The organism is Bradyrhizobium sp. USDA 336, assembly GCF_044908355.1.
Classification (GTDB): Bacteria; Pseudomonadota; Alphaproteobacteria; order Rhizobiales; family Xanthobacteraceae; genus Bradyrhizobium; species Bradyrhizobium yuanmingense.
On record NZ_JBIYDC010000002.1, the window covers coordinates 3,247,564 to 3,263,983 of the forward strand.

Sequence of the window (16,420 nt, forward strand, 5' to 3'; positions counted from 1 at the left end):
TTTCCTCAAACTGGCCGGCCGATGGTCAGTGCGACAGCAGCACGCTGCGGACGGTTTGCGTCACCAGATATTGGGTGACGCCTCCGAGGATCAGTTCGCGAAATCTCGAATGACCATAGGCGCCCGCGACGATCAGGCCCGCGCCGGTGTCGCCGGCGACTTTCTCCAACCGCGCGGCAGCGGTTTCGCTTCCTGCGGCCTCGAGGACCCGCGCAGTCGCGGTGATGCCGTGGCGGCCGAGCCAGGCGGCAACGTCGCTGACACCGGCCATCACGGCCGAACGGTCGTCGCCCCGCTCCGGGATTTCCACGATGGTGACGTCCTTCGCCTTGTGCAGCATCGGCAGCGCGCCCGCCACCGCCCGCCGCGCTTCTGGCGTGTCCTTCCACGCCACCAGCACGCTGCGCAGGTCGAGCCAGTTGGCCCGGTGGGGAACGACGAGCAGCGGGCGGCCGGCCTGCATCACCAGGTCCTTGGGGCTCGCCAGCGAGAAAGCATCGGAGAAGGCCGGGCTCTGCCCACCACTAACGACGATGTCGGCGCAACGCGCCTGCGCCGTGACGAAGCGGGCCGGATAATCCATCGCGCTGCGCCACTCCGCATGCCCACCGCGATTTTTCATGGCCGCGCGGAATTGCGCTTCGAGGCCGGCGAGCCGCCGTTTGATCGAAGCTTCGCCCTCGTCGATCAGCGCTTGCGCTTCTGCGCCGTCGGTGAAATAGAGCGGCGGGGTGAACTGCGCCGCAGCCACCCCGACGATGGCCGCTTCGAATCGTTCGGCGAGTTCGCCTGCGACCTGGAGACGTGCTTCGTTGGGCTGATCGAGCGCCAGGCTGACCATGACGGTCGCGTATGTCATCGGGGATCTCCAGCATTACAGAATTTCTTTCGAATCCTAGACCTGTTGCCACGCAACAGGCTGAGATAGATCAAATCCGACGCCTCTGGTGGCCCGCTCTCCCGGCAATGGGGAATTCGCCAGCGGATTCAACGTCCGCGCTTGCCTCCGGGCAGGCCTTGGGCGACATTCCCGGAGCGGTAAAGGCGTCCTGCCGACCCGCCGAGAAGAGGAGCAGAGCTTGGCGCCGACCCGCGTAACCCATCAGGCAGACGATGGTCGGGGCGAGCATTTCCGAGTCCGCATCGAGGGATTCGGCGTCGGCACCTGGGACCTCGACCTGCAGACCCGCGAACTCGAATGGTCGGACATGGCCAGGCGGCTGTTTGGCCTGCAGCCGGACCAGGAGGTGAGCTACGATCTCTTTCTGTCGGTCTTGCAGCCGGGCGATCGGGACCACCTCCTGAAGGCGATCGAGCGCACGTCGGAAGGCGGCGGGGGTCTCGACCTGTCCTTCAAGATCGGGGGCGCATCCGGGAAGGGTCAATGGATCCGGGCCAGGGCCGGCGTGATCCGCGACGATACGGGCACGCCGCGTCACCTCAGCGGGATATTCCTCGACATCAACGAGGAGAAACAGCTCGAGGAAGCTCTGCGATCCCAAGAGAATCATCTTCGCTCGATTCTCGAAACCGTGCCCGATGCCATGATCGTCATCGATTCACGCGGCATCATGCAGCTCTTCAGCAGCGCCGCGGAGCGGCTGTTCGGCTACAGCAGGCAGGAAGCGATCGGCCGAAACGTGAGCATTCTCATGCCGGAACCCGATCAGTCGCGTCACGACAGCTATCTCGCGCGCTATCTCAGGACCAATGATGCGCACATCATCGGCATCGGCCGCATCGTGACCGGCAAACGCCGCGACGGCACGACGTTCCCGATGCACTTGTCCGTCGGGAAGACGCAACGCGCGGGCGAGCCCTATTTCACCGGCTTCGTGCGCGACCTCACCGAGCACCAGCAGACCCAGGCGCGGCTCCAGGAGCTGCAATCCGAGCTCGTGCACGTGTCGCGGCTGACCGCGATGGGCGAGATGGCTTCCGCGCTCGCCCACGAGCTCAACCACGCCGCTGGCGGCGATCAGCAATTACATGAAGGGATCGCGGCGCCTCCTCGCCGGCAGCACCGATCCCAACATGCCGAAGGTCGAAAGCGCGCTGGACCGGGCGGCGGAGCAGGCACAGCGCGCCGGCCAGATCATCCGCCGCCTGCGCGACTTCGTCTCCCGCGGCGAGTCCGAGAAGCGGGTCGAGAGCCTGTCCAAGCTGATCGAGGAAGCCGGCGCGCTCGGGCTCGCCGGCGCGCGCGAGCAGAACGTGCAGCTCCGCTTCAGCCTCGATCCCGACGCCGACCTCGTTCTCGCCGACCGGGTGCAGATACAGCAGGTGCTGGTCAACCTGTTCCGCAACGCGCTCGAGGCGATGGCGCAGTCGCAGCGGCGCGAGCTCGTTGTCGCCAACACCCGTGTCGCCGACGGCATGATCGAGGTGGAGGTCTCCGACACCGGCATCGGCTTCCGGGAAGACATCATTCCAAACCTGTTCCAGACCTTCTTCACCACCAAGGACACCGGCATGGGCGTGGGACTCTCCATCAGCCGCTCGATCATCGAGGCCCATGGCGGCCGCATGTGGGCCGAGAGCAACGCAGCGGGCGGAGCGACGTTCCGCTTCACTCTGCCGGCAACCGACGAGAGCTGATCCATGACGACCAAGGGACATGTTTACGTCATCGACGACGACGCGGCGATGCGGGACTCGCTGAACTTCCTGCTGGATTCCGCCGGCTTCGCCGTCACTTTGTTCGACGACGCGCTCGCCTTTCTCGAAGCCCTGCCCGGCCTCGGTTTCGGCTGCGTCATCTCCGACGTGCGCATGCCCGGCCTCGACGGCATCGAGCTCTTGAAGCGGATGAAGGCGCAGCAAAGCCCGTTCCCGATCCTGATCATGACCGGTCATGGCGACGTGCCGCTGGCGGTCGAGGCGATGAAGCTCGGGGCCGTCGACTTCCTGGAGAAGCCGTTCGACGATGACCGGCTCACCGCCATGATCGAGTCGGCGCTCCGCCAGGCCGAGCCCGCCGCCAGGAACGAGGCCCTCGCACAAGACATCGCCGCCCGCGTCGCATCCTTGAGCCCGCGGGAGCGCCAGGTCATGGAGGGGCTGGTCGCGGGCCTCTCCAACAAGCTGATCGCCCGCGAATACGACATCAGCCCGCGGACCATCGAGGTCTACCGGGCCAACGTCATGACCAAGATGCAGGCGAGCAGCCTTTCGGAACTGGTTCGCCTCGCGATGCGCGCCGGCATGCTCGAGGATTGAGGCAGGTCAAGGCGGCTTCACGGCGCCGTGCTAACCAGACAGCATGGTTGAGGTCAGCCCATATCGTGCGCGGCCGTCGTCCTCCCCACAACCCACCGTCTTTGTGGTCGACGATGATGCCGCAGTCCTCGGATCCCTGCGGTTCCTGCTGGAGATCGACGGCTTCGCCGTGCGGACCTTCAGGAGTGGCACGGCGCTGCTCAATCTCGGCGCCGCGCCCGGGCCGGACTGCTACGTCATCGACTACAAGATGCCCGACATCAACGGCATCGATCTGACCGGCCGGCTGCGGAAATCGCACCGCGACGCGCCGGTGATCCTGATCACCGGCTACCCCGACGAGAACATCTCGGCCCGGGCCGCGACAGCGGGCATCAAGGACGTGGTTTTGAAGCCGCTTCTCGACGAAAACCTGGTCAAATGCATCCGCCACGCCATCCAGGACCGCCCCGGGGCGTGACCTACGGGACTCTACGTAAGTAAACATCCCTAAGATAACGCGCGAAATTTCCGGATTGCGTGTTTCATCGTAGCAGTGCTCCATCACAACGGAGATGGCGCAGATGCTGACCCAGACGCTCAACACCCAGGCGATCAACACCCAAGTCGGTGGCAAGATTGCTCCTGCCCACCCCGTTACCGACCAGTTCGGCGCCATCGCGGGCCATGTCGGCCTGGTCGCCACCGAGTTCTCCTACAGCAAGGACGAGGAGATCTATGGCGAGGACGAGGCGGCCGAATATGTCTATCAGGTCGTCACCGGCGCGGTGCGCAGCTACAAGCTTCTCTCCGACGGCCGCCGCCAGATCGGCGCCTTCCATCTTCCCGGCGACGTGTTCGGCCTCGAATCCGGTCCCACTCACCGCCTCGCCGCTGAAGCCATCATCGACACCACCGTTCGCCTCGTGAAGCGCGCAAGCCTGGAAAAGGCCGCCGGCACCGACGTGCAGGTCGCCCGCAAGCTCTGGGCCATGACCGCCGGCGAGCTGCGCCATGCCGAGGACCACATGCTGCTGCTGGGCCGCAAGACTGCGATGGAGCGCGTCGCGACCTTCCTGCTCGAAATGGACCGCCGCCTCGCCGTCGCCGGCATGATGGCGCTGCCGATGTGCCGCCGCGACATCGGCGACTATCTCGGCCTCACCTTGGAGACCGTGTCGCGCGCGCTGTCGCAGCTTCACGCTCAGGGCATCCTCGGTTTCTCCGGTGCCCGCCAGATCGTGCTGCGCAACCGCCAGCGCCTGCACAATCTCGACGCCTGATCCTCAATCTTCCTCCCCACCCACTTTGGCCGGCTGAATTCGTTCAGCCGGCCATTTCTTTGGTGGCGGTCAGACCCGTGCGCCGCGTCTCCGGCATCACAAACAGGATCAGCAGGAGTCCCGCTGCCGCAACGCCGGACAGCCCGATGAATGCGGTGGCATTGCCGAACTTGTCGCTGACATAGCCGCCAAGCACCGTGCTCAGCGACGCGCCGATACCCGTCGCGGTGCCGACGATCCCCTGCGCCAGATTGAAATGCCCGCTGCCGAAGGCCACGTCGGCGACGATCAGCGGGATCATCACCGCGAAGACCGCCGCGGTGATGCCGTCGAACACCTGGACCAGCACCAAGAGATACGGATCGCGCACGGTCGCAAACAACAGGCCGCGAATCGCCAGAGCGCCGAATCCGATCAGCAGCAAGGGCCGCCGGCCCCAGGCTTGCGCCTTGCGCCCGACCGTCGGCGACAGCAGCGCCACGATCGCTTGCGGAACGACGATGCAAAAGGCGACGAGCACGGTCGCCCATTGGCTCGATCGCGCCGTCACCGCGCTCGCCATCAGCGGCATCATCGCGGCATTCGCCAGCTGCAGCAGCAGCACGCTGAGCGCGAACACGATGAGAGGGCGCTGCCGGATCAGGTGCCAGATATTGGGGTCGCCGCGCTCGGCGGCTTCAGGCGGCAGCTCGCCGTGACAGCGCCTGATGTCGACCTCGTTCTCGCGGATGCGCGACAGAGCGATCAGGGTTGGAATCACGAGCAGGAAAGTGACCAGGAAGACCGAGCGGCTCGATAACAGGTAGCCCGCGGTGCCCATCACCGCCGCCGCGACGCCGTTGCCGAGCGAGGCGAAGCGCGCGTTGCGCCCGAGCCGCTCGCCGATCGCGAGCGGGCCGACGAGGCCGAGGCTGATCGCGGCGATCGCCGGCCCGAGCACGCAGCTCGCCATCGCATGCAGCGTGGCGGCGGTCACCACGACGGCGAAGATCGGCATCGCCGCATAGGCCAGCGCGCAGGCGCCGATGGTCGCGATCGCGAGGGCGGCGACGAGGCGCTCCGATTTCGCGGCATCGATGATCGCGCCGCCCGGCATCTGGCCGATCAGGGCGACGATGCCGCCGATCGACAGCACGAACCCGATCTCGACCTGGGTCCATTTCTGCGTCGTCAGATAGACCGCGATGAAGGGACCGAATCCGGTCTGCACGTCGGCGAGGAAGAAGATGAACCAGTCGAGGCCGCGGAGGCTCTGCCGCGACGGGGCCGGAATGCCCGCAGCCGCCGGCTCCACGACGTTGTCCTGCTCGACGACGCCGCCGCGATCTGCATGGTTCGGCTTCCTCGATAACAGCACGGGCGGTCAGCCCTCCCTGCACCTCACTGGATCGCTTGCAGCGGCTGAAGGCTGCCGGACGCGCCGAGCACGACGATCGGCGTGTCCTCCTTGTATTCCGGTGCGGCCGCGACCTGCGCCTTGGTCAATTCCAGCGTGATGCTGTCCTTCTTGTTGGCGATCTTGCCGAAGCGCAGCGCGTTCCAGTCGACGACGATCTTGCGGCTGCCGACGCCGAGGAAGCCGCCGAAATCGATCGCCGCAGCGCGGACATGACCGGTGCGATCGACGATGACGTCGACGATGCGCCCCATGTCCTCGCCGGCGGCGCTGCGAACGTCGCGGCCGAGAACACCGTGGGCCTCGCTCGCGCCGATGATGGTCACCGATGGCGGCGGCGCGGCGTCCTTGGGCGTGACGGGCACCGTGGAAGCTGGCGGTTGCACATTTGCCGGTGCCTTTGCTTCGCTCGGGGATGCAGGCGGCTCCTCGGCCGCGCGCGATCCGGCGACCGTCAAGCCCGCGACGATCGCCACGCTCAGGATCAACCATCCGGTCGCACGCATGAACTCCTCCTCGCGCCTCTAGCGCGCCAGCACGATCGAGACCTGGATCTGACCGCGCGTGCGCAACACTTCCAGCGCCACGTCGTCGCCGTGACGGCTGACGCGAAGATCGACGCTGGATTCGCCGAGGCGCAGATCGTGCAGGATCACCTCGTTGAGGAACGCCGGCAGATGCGGGTTGCGCAGGCGAATTTCGCCCCGCGCCACGTCGAACTCGAGGCCGAGCGCCGCTTCCAGGAGCGTGAACGGCGTGGCGCTGGCCCAGGCCTGCGGTGCGCAGGCGACCGGGTACAACGTCGGCCCGCGCCGCTTCTCGCGCCGGAAGCCGCAGAACAATTCGGGCAACCGGCGCAGATCCATGTAGGTCGCGGCATCAAACAGACCCTTGAAGACATGCGCCACCGAATGCTTGAGGCCGTAGCGCGCCAGGCCCAGCGCGATCAGCGCGTTGTCGTGCGGCCAGATCGATCCGTCATGGTAGGACATCGGGTTGTAGCGCACCTCGCCTTGCGCGACGGTGCGGATGCCCCAGCCCGAGAAGAAATGCGGCCGCATCAGATCGGCGGCGACGAGACGCGCGCGGTCCTCGCGGACCATGCCGCTGAACAGGATCTGCCCGGCATTCGAGGTCCTCACCTTGCAGGGCCGCTTCTTGCCGTCGAGCGCGAGCGCATAGGTGCCGAGCTCCTCGCACCAGAACGCCTGCTCGAAGCGCTCGGCGAGCGCCCTGGCTTCGGCCTCGAGCTTGCGCACGCGGTCCGGCTTGCCGAGCCGCAGCGCGCAACGCGCCGCGAGCTGCTTGGCGGCGAAGACGTAGCCCTGGACCTCCGCGAGCGCGATATTGCCCTCGGCAAGCCGGCCGTCGGCATGGAAGATCGCGTCATAGGAATCCTTCCAGCCCTGGTTGGCCAGACCCTTCTCGGTCGCGCGCTGGTATTCGACGAAACCGTCCTGGTCGGGATCACCAGGGCCGTCGATCCAGGCCAGCCCCGCCTCGATCGCCGGCCACAGCTCGATCAGCGTGGCCTCGTCGCCGGTGCGCTCGAAATAGCTTCCCGCCAGCAGCACGAACAGCGCGGTGGAATCGACGCTGCCGTAGTAATGCGCGAACGGCACCTCCCCGAGCGCGGCCATCTCGCCGCCGCGCATCTCGTGCAGGATCTTGCCGGGCGCGGCGTCCGCGAGCGGATCGACCGCCGCGGCCTGGAAATGCGCGAGCCGGCGCAGGACGCCCTTGGCAATGCGCGGATCAACCCAGAGCATCTGCAGCGCGGTGATGAGGCCGTCGCGGCCGAACGTGGTCGAGTACCAGGGAATGCCGGCATAGGGATAGCGCCCCTGCGGCGTCTCGGTCATCAGCATGTTGAGGTCGGCCATGGCCTGGCACAGCACCTCGTTGAAGATGTTGTTGGAGGTCTCGATGCTGGCCGCGCCCATGGTCGACTGCCGCATCTCGCGGCGGTGCGCCAGCAGACCCGGGAAGAACCGCGCCGGCTTCTCCGTGACCGGCCGGTTGCAGGACACGGCGACGAACAGCGATTTGGCCTGGTGCGGCTCCAGGTCGAGCTCCCAGGTCGCAGCGTTGACCGAGAGCCGCGTCGGACGCGGATCGAAATGCAGGCCGGTGGTCCGCTCGGCGTCGTCAAGGCCGCGATACTCGAACAGGACGTCGGTCGGCCCGAGCAGCCGGCCGGTTCCGACGCCGCGGCGCGGCCGCCGCTCGCCGCGGACCTCGAACAGATCGGCGAAGTCGTTGCCGAACAGCAGCGTCAGCTCGAAGCTGGTGCGCCGGTCGCCATGGTTCTGCACGCCGATACGCTGATAGGCCGTGCCGCGCCACAGGAAGATCGTACGCACGATGTGCAGCAGGTCCTTCTGCAGCACGAGGCTGCCCTGCCGGTAGATGTCGGGATTGGTGAGATCGACGGTCAACGCCGAATTGTCGTCGCGCAGATTCGAGCCGAGCAGCAGCGGCTGGAGATCGTCGAGCACGAGCTCCAGCCGCGCCAGATAGCGCGTGTCATGATGGAACAGCCCGTCTGGCCCGCCGGCCGAGGCGCCGATGTCGCCGTGGCTGTCGAGCACGATGAAGGTGTCGTCGTGCTTGAGCGAACGCCGCGGCCGGGCCGAGGGCCCGGTCATCGGAATGTAGAAAGGCTGTTCCGCGACCTGTTCCGAGGTCCGCGTCACGGAGACGAACTGGGTTACGGCTTCTGCCGACATGAGCTGCTCCCCTGCGCTTGATTCGAAACGCGACCGACTCGAGAACGCGACTGTTGGTCTACGCGGCGGCTTGCGCGAGCCGGCTCATTTCCTGCGTGACCAGCTCACGATACGGCCCGTGGCCCTGCATCAGGCGCTCGGGCGAGCCGTCCTCGATGATCTTACCATTCCTCAACACCACGACGCGATCGAAATTGCGCAGCGTCGCGAGGCGATGGGCGATCGCGATCACGGTGCGGCCACGCATCAGGCGCGACAGCGCCTCGCGGATCGCCTCCTCGGATTCGCTGTCGAGCGCGGCGGTCGCCTCGTCCAGCAGCAGGATCGGCGCGTCCTTCAGGAAGGCGCGCGCGATGGCGATGCGCTGGCGCTGGCCGCCCGACATCTTGACGCCGCGGTCGCCGACCATGGTGTCGAGGCCCTCGGGCAGGCTCTCGACGAAGTCGCAGCGCGCCGCGATCGCCGCGCGCAGCACCTCGTCGTCGGTCGCGTTCGGCCGGCCGTAGCGGATGTTCTCGCGAATGGAGCGATGGAACAAGGAAATGTCCTGCGGCACGACGGAAATCGCCTCGCGCAGGCTCAGCTGCGTCACCTTAGAGATGTCCTGGCCGTCGATGGTGATGTTGCCCTCGTCGACGTCGTAGAAGCGCTGCAGCAACGTGAACAGCGTCGACTTGCCGCCGCCGGACTGGCCGACCAGTCCGACGCGCTGGCCGGGCTGAAGGCGCAGGCTGAAGCGCTCGAAGATCTTGTCGCTGCCGGGATAGCCGAAAGTGACGTTGTTGTACGCGATGGCCGCGCCGCTCTTCACCAGGGGCTCGGCCTCGGGGTGATCGCGGAGCTCGTGCGGCACCAGCAGCGTGGCGATCGCCTCGGTCAAACGCGCGACGTGCTGGGTGACGTCGACCAGCGCCACCGCGAGATCGCGCGTCGCGCTCAGGATCGAGATGCCGAGCGTACAGACCAGCACGACGTCGCCGGTCGTCGCCTGGCCCTTTTGCCAGAGCGAGATCGCCCAGGCCATCAGCGCAATGGTCAGAAGCACGGTGATCACGGCATGCAACAGCCGCAGCTTCTCCAGATAACGCAGGCTGCGGCTGCGCGCGGTCAGCTCCTGGTTCACCGTCGCGTCGAACCGCTCATGCTCGTGGGTGATGCCGCAAAAGGCGCGCACCAGCGGCATGTTGCTGATGACGTCGATCATCTCGCCGTCGACCAGCGCGGCCTTGTCGGCGAAATCGTCATGCAGCGGCTTGCCTGCCGCGGCGAGACGAAACATCGCAACCACCATGCCGCCCGCGATCGCGATCAGGCCGAGCGCCATATAGGGACTGACGGTTCCAATCAGGATGATTGCCGCAATTGTGGCAATGCACGGCGGCAACACATTCCAGACGAACATGTTCTCGACGGTGAACACCGCGTTCGAGGTCGCGGTGATGCGGCTCGTCAGCATGCCGGGCATCCGGTCCGAGAAGTAGCTCGGCGCGTGACCGGTCAGATGACGAAATATGTCACGCCGTAAATCGCCCGTGACCCGGACGAAGGTGAAGCTCGCTGTCCAGCTCGCGATCCGCCACAGGAAGTTGTCGGCGGCAATCAGTGACATGAGCAGAATGAATGCCAGCCATACGCCACCGCCATACGAGGGACCGGCGGATAAGGCGTCGACCAGGGCTTTCACGCCATACTGGGTGCCTACGGAGCAGGCAACGGCGCCCACGACCGCGGCCAGGATCACCAAATGCGACGCGAGACGACGCCGGAGATAGCGCAGGACAAAGGCAAATGGCCTACGCGCGTACCCAGAAAGCTGATCCATATGGCTGTCGCCCCGTTATGCTGGTTTTTCGTTTCGTTACTGGTCGAGTGAACATCGACCGCTTCGCCTCGGTTCCCGGGCAATCCCATCACGACATGCGGATGCGGACGATCTGCGAAGATGTAGTGGCAGCATCGCGACGCTTCCCCGACGTGTCGAATATGTAACGTTCGCGGGAAGGAACTTCGCAGGTGCGGGAACGTTCCCTCGTCTGGCATTGCCGGTGCCGTAAAGGCGGGGGTTTCAACATTCATGATCGCAGAGGAGATGGTGAGATGCGCATCGCGCAGGTAGCTCCGTTGACGGAGGCTGTTCCACCCAAGCTGTATGGCGGCACCGAGCGGGTGGTGCATTGGTTGACGGAAGAGCTGGTGGCCCTGGGCCATGACGTGACGCTTTTCGCCAGCGGCGACTCGCGGACATCGGCCAAGCTCGATGCATTATGGCCGCGGGCGCTTCGGCTCGACGGTTCCGTGCGCGATCCCAACGCGCTGCACATGGTGCTGCTGGAGCGGGTGCGGCAAAAATGTGACGACGAGGAGTTCGATTTCCTCCACTTCCATCTCGACTATTATCCCTGGTCGTTGTTCCACCGCCAGCCGACCCCGTTCGTGACGACCTTGCACGGCCGGCTCGATCTTCCCGAGCATCAGCCGGTCTTCAATACCTTCACCAAGATGCCGGTCATCTCGATCTCCAATGCACAGCGGCGGCCGGTGCCGCAGGCGAACTGGGTGACGACGATCCACCACGGCCTGCCGGAGAATCTGCTGACGCCGAAGCCGGCGAAACAGGAATACCTCGCCGTGCTCGGCCGCATCGCGCCCGAGAAGGGCGTCGATCGCGCCATCAAGATCGCGACCCATTGCGGCATTCCGCTCAAGATCGCGGCCAAGGTCGACCGTGCCGACCAGGATTATTACGACGAGCTGATCCGGCCGATGATCGAGAACAATCCGTTGGTCGATTTCATCGGCGAGATCAGCGATCACGAGAAATCGGATTTCCTCAGCAGCGCGCTCGGCCTCTTGCTGCCGATCGACTGGCCGGAGCCGTTCGGCCTCGTCATGATCGAGGCCATGGCGTGCGGAACGCCGGTCGTCGCCTTCAACCGCGGCTCGGTGCCGGAGATCATCGACGAGGGCCTCACCGGCTTCATCGTCGAGGACGTCATCAGCGCCGCGGGCGTGGTGAACCGGCTTCCGCAACTCGACCGCACCGCGATCCGCAAGCAGTTCGAGACGCGCTTCACCGCGCGGCGCATGGCCCTGGACTACCTCGCCGCCTATCGCAGCCTGACCGAGGCGCAGGCACCGCGGATCAAGCTGGTGAGCAGCGCGGAGTAGGAAGGCAACTCTCTCACCTCAAGGCACACTGTCATGCCCCGGCTCGACCGGGGCATCCAGTACGCCGCGGCGTCTCGGCTCAAGCACGGCGGCCTCTGGAATAGAGGATCGCCCGGTCAAGCCGGGCGATGACAGCGAGCGTGCGGAGAGCGATGACAGAAAGTACGAGACGATGCGGCGGCTCTTACCCTCTCCCCTGGAGGGCAGGGCTATCGCATGTGGCCTAGGAGTTCGAAGAAGAAGGTATCGTTCCAGCCGGCGCGCTTGAGCTTGAGGCGCAAGGAGATTTTTGTATCGGGGTGAGCTCTGGCGACGTTGAGGGCGAGTCGTCTGAGCACGGCAAGGTTGGCCGGACCGTTGTCCTTGCGATTGCGGGCCAGATCCTCGTCGAGGATGACATCGAGCGGCCAGTGCAGGCCGTTTTCGATGGTCCAATGGGTGCGAACAATGCGCAAAACCTGCGTTCGACTGTAGTTATGGCTCATCAGGAAGTAGCGTTCGACGGTTTTGTCGTTCCCCCGCTTGCTCCTGATCCGCGCGACTGCCTTGAGGCCAGGAAAGTTATGCTTTTGGGCCATGTCTTTGACGGGCACGACAAGCGCGCTGCGCTTTTCTTTTCGCCCATGGTCTGCATCCGTGGTGGCGACCGGCTTCTGACCCTTGCGCGTGGCTGCGGCAATCGCTGCCTTGGCGTCAGCCAACAGCGCGGGCTGATTCTCCTTCACAGCCAGCACGTAATCGCCGCCCCGCGTCACGATCTTTTCGGCCATGCCGCGGTGGCAATGCAGTGCATCCGCCGTCACTACGCAGCCTTTGAGTTGCAAGAGTTCGAGGAGTTGCAAAGCGCCGAGAGCTTCGTTGTTGTTTGGCGCCAGAACATTGGCCAACGCCATACGCGTCTGCGCCGCCCAGGCCGTCACCATGACCGGCGGCATGTGGCTTTTGCCGCTCTCGTAGCCACGCCGCAGCGCCTTGCCGTCTAACGCGATCACGCCTTGTGGCTGTGCAATCTTCGCACCTTGAGCGAAAGCCTCCATAAAGCGTCGGAATGCCGCTTCGAACGCTTTTGGATCGAGCATGCGGAACACACGGCTGAACGTATCATGGCTCGGCAATCCATGCTTAAGCACCAGCACGTCCTGCCAAAGGTAAGCCTTCAGCCGCGCAAACAGCGCCATGTCGGTGCAACTTGTCGCTCCGGACAACGTAGCCATCAGGGCGATGAACAAAAGCTCCGTCAGGTCGTGCAGCGCATTGTCCGCACGCGGGTCGGGCAGCTCTTCGAAGCACTCCGAAAATCGATCCATCGGTCGCTCCTTCCAACTCCGGGAGTCACCTTCAGAATCGATTTCTCTCCAAATCGCAATGCCTTAGGATTACATGCGATTCCCCTGCCCTGGAGGGGGAGGGTCGGCTCACATGGAGCGCAGCGATATGTGAGACGGGGTGGGGTGACGGTCTCTCCACATCCAACAGTGCCCGAGTGGAGAGATCACCCCACCCCGCTCGCGCTCCGCGCGATCGACCCTCCCCCTCCAGGGGAAAGAGTTGCGCCCACCGCTCGTGCCTGTCGCACCGCTACATCCCCAATAGCCGCGGCAGCCACAGCGACAGGCCGGGCCAATAGGTCACCACCACGAGGAAGCCCAGCATCGTCAGCAGCCACGGCCACACTGCGACCGTGAGCTCGGTGATCCCCATCTTGGCGATGCCCGAGGCGACGTAGAGATTGAGGCCGACGGGCGGATGGCACAGGCCGACCTCCATGTTGACCGTCATCAGGATGCCGAAATGAATCGGGTCGATGCCGAGCTTGACCGCGACCGGAAACAGGATCGGCGCCATGATCAGGATGATCGATGACGGCTCCATCACGTTGCCCGCGAGCAGCAGCAGCAGATTGACAAGCAGCAGGAAGCCGATCCAGCCCAGGCCCTGGTCGATCATCCATTGCGCCAGCGCCTGCGGCACGTTCTCGTAGGTCATCAGGAACGAGAACAGCACGGCATTGGTAATGATGTAGAGCAGCATCGCCGAAAGGTTGGCCGACGACAGCAGCACGCGCGGCACATCGCGCAGCTTCAGGTCCTTGTAGATGAACACCGCGACGATGAAGGCGTAGACCGCGCTGACGGCGGCCGCTTCAGTCGGCGTGAACAGGCCGCTGTAGATGCCGCCGATCACGATCACGATCAGGAGGATGCCCCAGATCGACTTGCGGAACGCATCGAGACGCTCCATGAAGGTCGCCTTCGGCATCCGCGGATAGTCGTTGCGCCAGGCGCGATAGAACGTCGTCATGCCGAGCAGCGTGGCGAGCGCAAGCCCCGGCACGATGCCGGCGATGAAGAGCTTGCCCACCGAGCTGTTGGTGGAGACGGCGTAGAGCACCATCGGGATCGATGGCGGAATCAGAATGCCGAGCGAGCCCGACGTCGTGATCACGCCGGCGCCGAACCGCTTGGGAAAGCCTTGCGCGACCATCGCGGGCAGGATCACCGAGCCGATCGCCACCACGGTCGCCGGCGAGGAGCCTGAGATCGCGGCGAACAGCGCGCAGGCGACCACGCCCGACAGCGCAAGGCCGCCGTACCAATGGCCGACCAGCGAGGTCGCGAAGGTGATCATCCGCCGCGCCACGCCGCCATGGGTCAGGAAGTTGCCGGCCAGGATGAAGAACGGGATCGCCATGATCTCGAAATTCTCGATGCCGGTGAACAGCTTCAGCGCCACCGATTCGGTTCGCACGTCAGTCAGCGTGAACATGAAGCTGAGCACGGTCAGACCCAGCGCGATCGAGATCGGCATGCCCGTCAGCATCAGCGAGATCAGCAGCGCGAACACGATGAAGACGCGCAGGCCCTGCGGCAGCGTGATGACGTGGCCGGCATGCGCGAAGCACAGCGCGACGATCAGGACCGGCAGCAGCATCAGGATCCAGCCGAGCGGGCTGCGCTCGTCCCGGACCACCTGGGTCGGCGTGACCGGCGCCGGATGCACCGGATCCGCCTCGACACCCTCGACGCCCGCCATATCGTGATGCGGCAGCTCGCCGGTGCGGTAGAACGACCAGGCGACCTGCAGGAAGCGGAAGCACATCAGGGCGGAGCCGAGCGGGATGGTGAGATACACGAACCACATCGGCGCTTCGAGGTCGTTGGACTGTTGGCCGCTGTGCCACATGTGGGTGACGAAGGCGGCTCCGAAATAGCCGACGATGGCGGTGAACAGCGCGCCGCACAGCAGGCCGAAGGTGATGATGCGGCGGCGCGAGCCGCCGGGCAGGATGTTGACCAGCACGTCGACGCCGACATGGATGCCGGTCCGCACGCCATAGGCGGCGCCGAACTTCGCCATCCAGATGAACATGTAGATGCAGAGCTCCTGCGCCCACGACAAATCGAGCGCAGCGAGCCAGGCGAACGTCGCGCGCGCGGGCACGGCGAGGAAGGCGAGGTTGCGGGCTTCCGCCCACTTGGCGATGTCGATCGACAGCCCGGCGCCGTAACGGTGCAGCACCGCGACGAAGATGAGCGACGTCGCAGCCGCGATCATCGTCGCGATCAGCCATTCCTCGAGATGATCGAGAGAACGATTCAGCACACGCAGCAACTTGGTCCCCCCATTGGATCGTTCAAGCGCAACGGCCGGGAGCGCAATTGCCCCCGACCGTTGGTATTGTTGCTATTGGGCCGCAGCCGTCGGTAACAACGAGAGCTAAGCGCTGCCAAGCTAACGTGATGACCGCCGGATGCGCAAGCCGGCATCCGCGCGAGTCCAAGGCAACGCATGCTATGCCGCATTGCGGCAGCGCCATCAGCCTTTGCGTTGCGCGACCATGAAGAGGCGCCGGAATGGGAACAGCGTCTGCCCCGCCGCATTCTTCGGATAGGCCCTTGCGACGCGCATCCCGTAGGCGGCTTCGAACGCGGCCTTCTCTTCGCCTTGGAGAACGTCGAGATAGCGCGTCAGCCAGGTGCCCTTGGTCCATTCCTTCACGGGATTGTCGCCTTCGAGCACCTGCAGATATTCGGTCTCCCAGATGTCGATGTTGGCCGACATCGGCGCGAGCAGATCGTGATAGAAGGCCGGCCCTTCCACCGGCGGCGGGGTGACGAGATGCTCCACCTTGGACCGCCATGGGCCATCGAGCGCAGTCTCGCCGATCAGCACATGCGACGGCGCGAGGAAATTGCGCGGCATCTGCACCGCGAACATGCCCCCAGGCGTCACCTTCTCCATCAGCGACGGAAACAGCGCCGCATGATTGGGCAGCCAATGCAGTGCGGCATTGGAATAGATCAGGTCGTACTGCCCGACGGGACTCCAATGGCCGAGATCCTCATGTGACCATTCCACGTCAGGGGCGGCCTTGCGTCCTGCCGCGACCATCTCCGCCGAGCCCTCGACACCGGTCACGCGTGCCTCCGGCCAGCGCTCCCTGATCAATTTGGTGACGTTGCCGGCGCCGGCGCCGAGATCGGCGATCGCACGGGGGGCAACATCCGGAATCCGCATCAACAGGTCGACGGCCGGCCGGAGCCGATGGCCGGAGAACTTCAGATATTGCTGCGGATCCCAGACCATCCTTCGACGCCTTTGTTCTTCGTATTTCCCTCGCCAAGGCTCTTGTCCTTCGGCAAGGC

General features: G+C 65.1%; 12 protein-coding genes and 2 pseudogenes. 5 read left to right on the forward strand and 9 right to left on the reverse strand.

The window, feature by feature from the left end; all coding sequences use genetic code 11:
• Window positions 1-25: 25 nt before the first annotated feature.
• The gene (locus ABIA45_RS16090; RefSeq protein WP_404652780.1) at window positions 26-859 is read right to left on the reverse strand and encodes a universal stress protein; all 834 of its coding nucleotides are present in this window, start codon (window positions 857-859) and stop codon (window positions 26-28) included.
• 220 nt (window positions 860-1,079) lie between these two features.
• Between ABIA45_RS16090 and fixL the strand changes: the two are divergent.
• The 4 genes and pseudogenes from fixL (at window position 1,080) to ABIA45_RS16110 (ending at window position 4,481) form a co-directional block, all read left to right on the forward strand.
• Window positions 1,080-2,598: pseudogene (fixL, locus tag ABIA45_RS16095) on the forward strand (sensor protein FixL).
• 3 nt (window positions 2,599-2,601) lie between these two features.
• The gene (fixJ, locus tag ABIA45_RS16100) at window positions 2,602-3,219 is read left to right on the forward strand and encodes a response regulator FixJ (protein ID WP_157280953.1); all 618 of its coding nucleotides are present in this window, start codon (window positions 2,602-2,604) and stop codon (window positions 3,217-3,219) included.
• A 43-nt stretch (window positions 3,220-3,262) separates the two neighbouring features.
• A complete protein-coding gene (locus ABIA45_RS16105) occupies window positions 3,263-3,679 on the forward strand; it encodes a response regulator transcription factor (RefSeq protein ID WP_404652782.1) in 417 nt (138 codons plus the stop codon).
• Window positions 3,680-3,782: 103 nt separating this feature from the next.
• Window positions 3,783-4,481: a helix-turn-helix domain-containing protein gene (locus tag ABIA45_RS16110; protein ID WP_198399623.1), complete on the forward strand. Its 699-nt coding sequence runs from the start codon at window positions 3,783-3,785 to the stop codon at window positions 4,479-4,481.
• A gap of 43 nt (window positions 4,482-4,524) precedes the next feature.
• Here ABIA45_RS16110 and ABIA45_RS16115 read toward each other — a convergent pair whose 3' ends face one another.
• Genes ABIA45_RS16115 through ABIA45_RS16130 form a run of 4 tightly spaced genes read right to left on the reverse strand, consistent with a single transcriptional unit; the run spans window position 4,525 to window position 10,428 of the window.
• Window positions 4,525-5,838, reverse strand: coding sequence for an MFS transporter (locus tag ABIA45_RS16115; protein ID WP_275496725.1), 1,314 nt, complete (start codon window positions 5,836-5,838; stop codon window positions 4,525-4,527).
• A gap of 23 nt (window positions 5,839-5,861) precedes the next feature.
• A complete protein-coding gene (locus tag ABIA45_RS16120; RefSeq protein ID WP_275496726.1) occupies window positions 5,862-6,383 on the reverse strand; it encodes a PRC-barrel domain-containing protein in 522 nt (173 codons plus the stop codon).
• Between the two features lie 18 nt (window positions 6,384-6,401).
• Window positions 6,402-8,606: an amylo-alpha-1,6-glucosidase gene (locus tag ABIA45_RS16125; protein ID WP_157280950.1), complete on the reverse strand. Its 2,205-nt coding sequence runs from the start codon at window positions 8,604-8,606 to the stop codon at window positions 6,402-6,404.
• 58 nt (window positions 8,607-8,664) lie between these two features.
• The gene (locus tag ABIA45_RS16130) at window positions 8,665-10,428 is read right to left on the reverse strand and encodes an ABC transporter ATP-binding protein (protein WP_157280949.1); all 1,764 of its coding nucleotides are present in this window, start codon (window positions 10,426-10,428) and stop codon (window positions 8,665-8,667) included.
• Window positions 10,429-10,703: 275 nt separating this feature from the next.
• Here ABIA45_RS16130 and ABIA45_RS16135 point away from each other — a divergent pair, with 275 nt between their 5' ends.
• Window positions 10,704-11,774, forward strand: coding sequence for a glycosyltransferase family 4 protein (locus ABIA45_RS16135; RefSeq protein ID WP_271545576.1), 1,071 nt, complete (start codon window positions 10,704-10,706; stop codon window positions 11,772-11,774).
• A 209-nt stretch (window positions 11,775-11,983) separates the two neighbouring features.
• On the opposite strand, the gene ABIA45_RS16140 is transcribed toward ABIA45_RS16135, so the two are convergent.
• The 4 genes and pseudogenes from ABIA45_RS16140 to ABIA45_RS16155 form a co-directional block, all read right to left on the reverse strand.
• On the reverse strand, window positions 11,984-13,081 hold the full coding sequence (locus ABIA45_RS16140; RefSeq protein WP_404652786.1) for an ISAs1 family transposase: 1,098 nt from the start codon (window positions 13,079-13,081) through the stop codon (window positions 11,984-11,986).
• A 271-nt stretch (window positions 13,082-13,352) separates the two neighbouring features.
• Window positions 13,353-14,633 carry a TRAP transporter large permease gene (locus ABIA45_RS16145; protein WP_246732131.1) on the reverse strand — a complete coding sequence of 427 codons (1,281 nt, stop codon included), beginning with the start codon at window positions 14,631-14,633 and terminating at the stop codon, window positions 13,353-13,355.
• A gap of 219 nt (window positions 14,634-14,852) precedes the next feature.
• Window positions 14,853-15,329 (reverse strand): annotated as a pseudogene (locus ABIA45_RS16150) (TRAP transporter small permease); the annotation flags it as partial.
• Window positions 15,330-15,590: 261 nt separating this feature from the next.
• Window positions 15,591-16,361 carry a methyltransferase domain-containing protein gene (locus tag ABIA45_RS16155; protein WP_404652788.1) on the reverse strand — a complete coding sequence of 257 codons (771 nt, stop codon included), beginning with the start codon at window positions 16,359-16,361 and terminating at the stop codon, window positions 15,591-15,593.
• Window positions 16,362-16,420 lie beyond the last annotated feature (59 nt).

Coding starts and splice junctions, on each gene's coding strand:
- ABIA45_RS16155 (WP_404652788.1), bottom strand. CDS start 16,361: ATGGTCTGGGATCCGCAGCAATATCTGAAGTTCTCCGGCCATCGGCTC.
- fixJ (WP_157280953.1), top strand. CDS start 2,602: ATGACGACCAAGGGACATGTTTACGTCATCGACGACGACGCGGCGATG.
- ABIA45_RS16130 (WP_157280949.1), bottom strand. CDS start 10,428: ATGGATCAGCTTTCTGGGTACGCGCGTAGGCCATTTGCCTTTGTCCTG.
- ABIA45_RS16090 (WP_404652780.1), bottom strand. CDS start 859: ATGACATACGCGACCGTCATGGTCAGCCTGGCGCTCGATCAGCCCAAC.
- ABIA45_RS16140 (WP_404652786.1), bottom strand. CDS start 13,081: ATGGATCGATTTTCGGAGTGCTTCGAAGAGCTGCCCGACCCGCGTGCG.
- ABIA45_RS16120 (WP_275496726.1), bottom strand. CDS start 6,383: ATGCGTGCGACCGGATGGTTGATCCTGAGCGTGGCGATCGTCGCGGGC.
- ABIA45_RS16110 (WP_198399623.1), top strand. CDS start 3,783: ATGCTGACCCAGACGCTCAACACCCAGGCGATCAACACCCAAGTCGGT.
- ABIA45_RS16135 (WP_271545576.1), top strand. CDS start 10,704: ATGCGCATCGCGCAGGTAGCTCCGTTGACGGAGGCTGTTCCACCCAAG.
- ABIA45_RS16125 (WP_157280950.1), bottom strand. CDS start 8,606: ATGTCGGCAGAAGCCGTAACCCAGTTCGTCTCCGTGACGCGGACCTCG.
- ABIA45_RS16105 (WP_404652782.1), top strand. CDS start 3,263: ATGGTTGAGGTCAGCCCATATCGTGCGCGGCCGTCGTCCTCCCCACAA.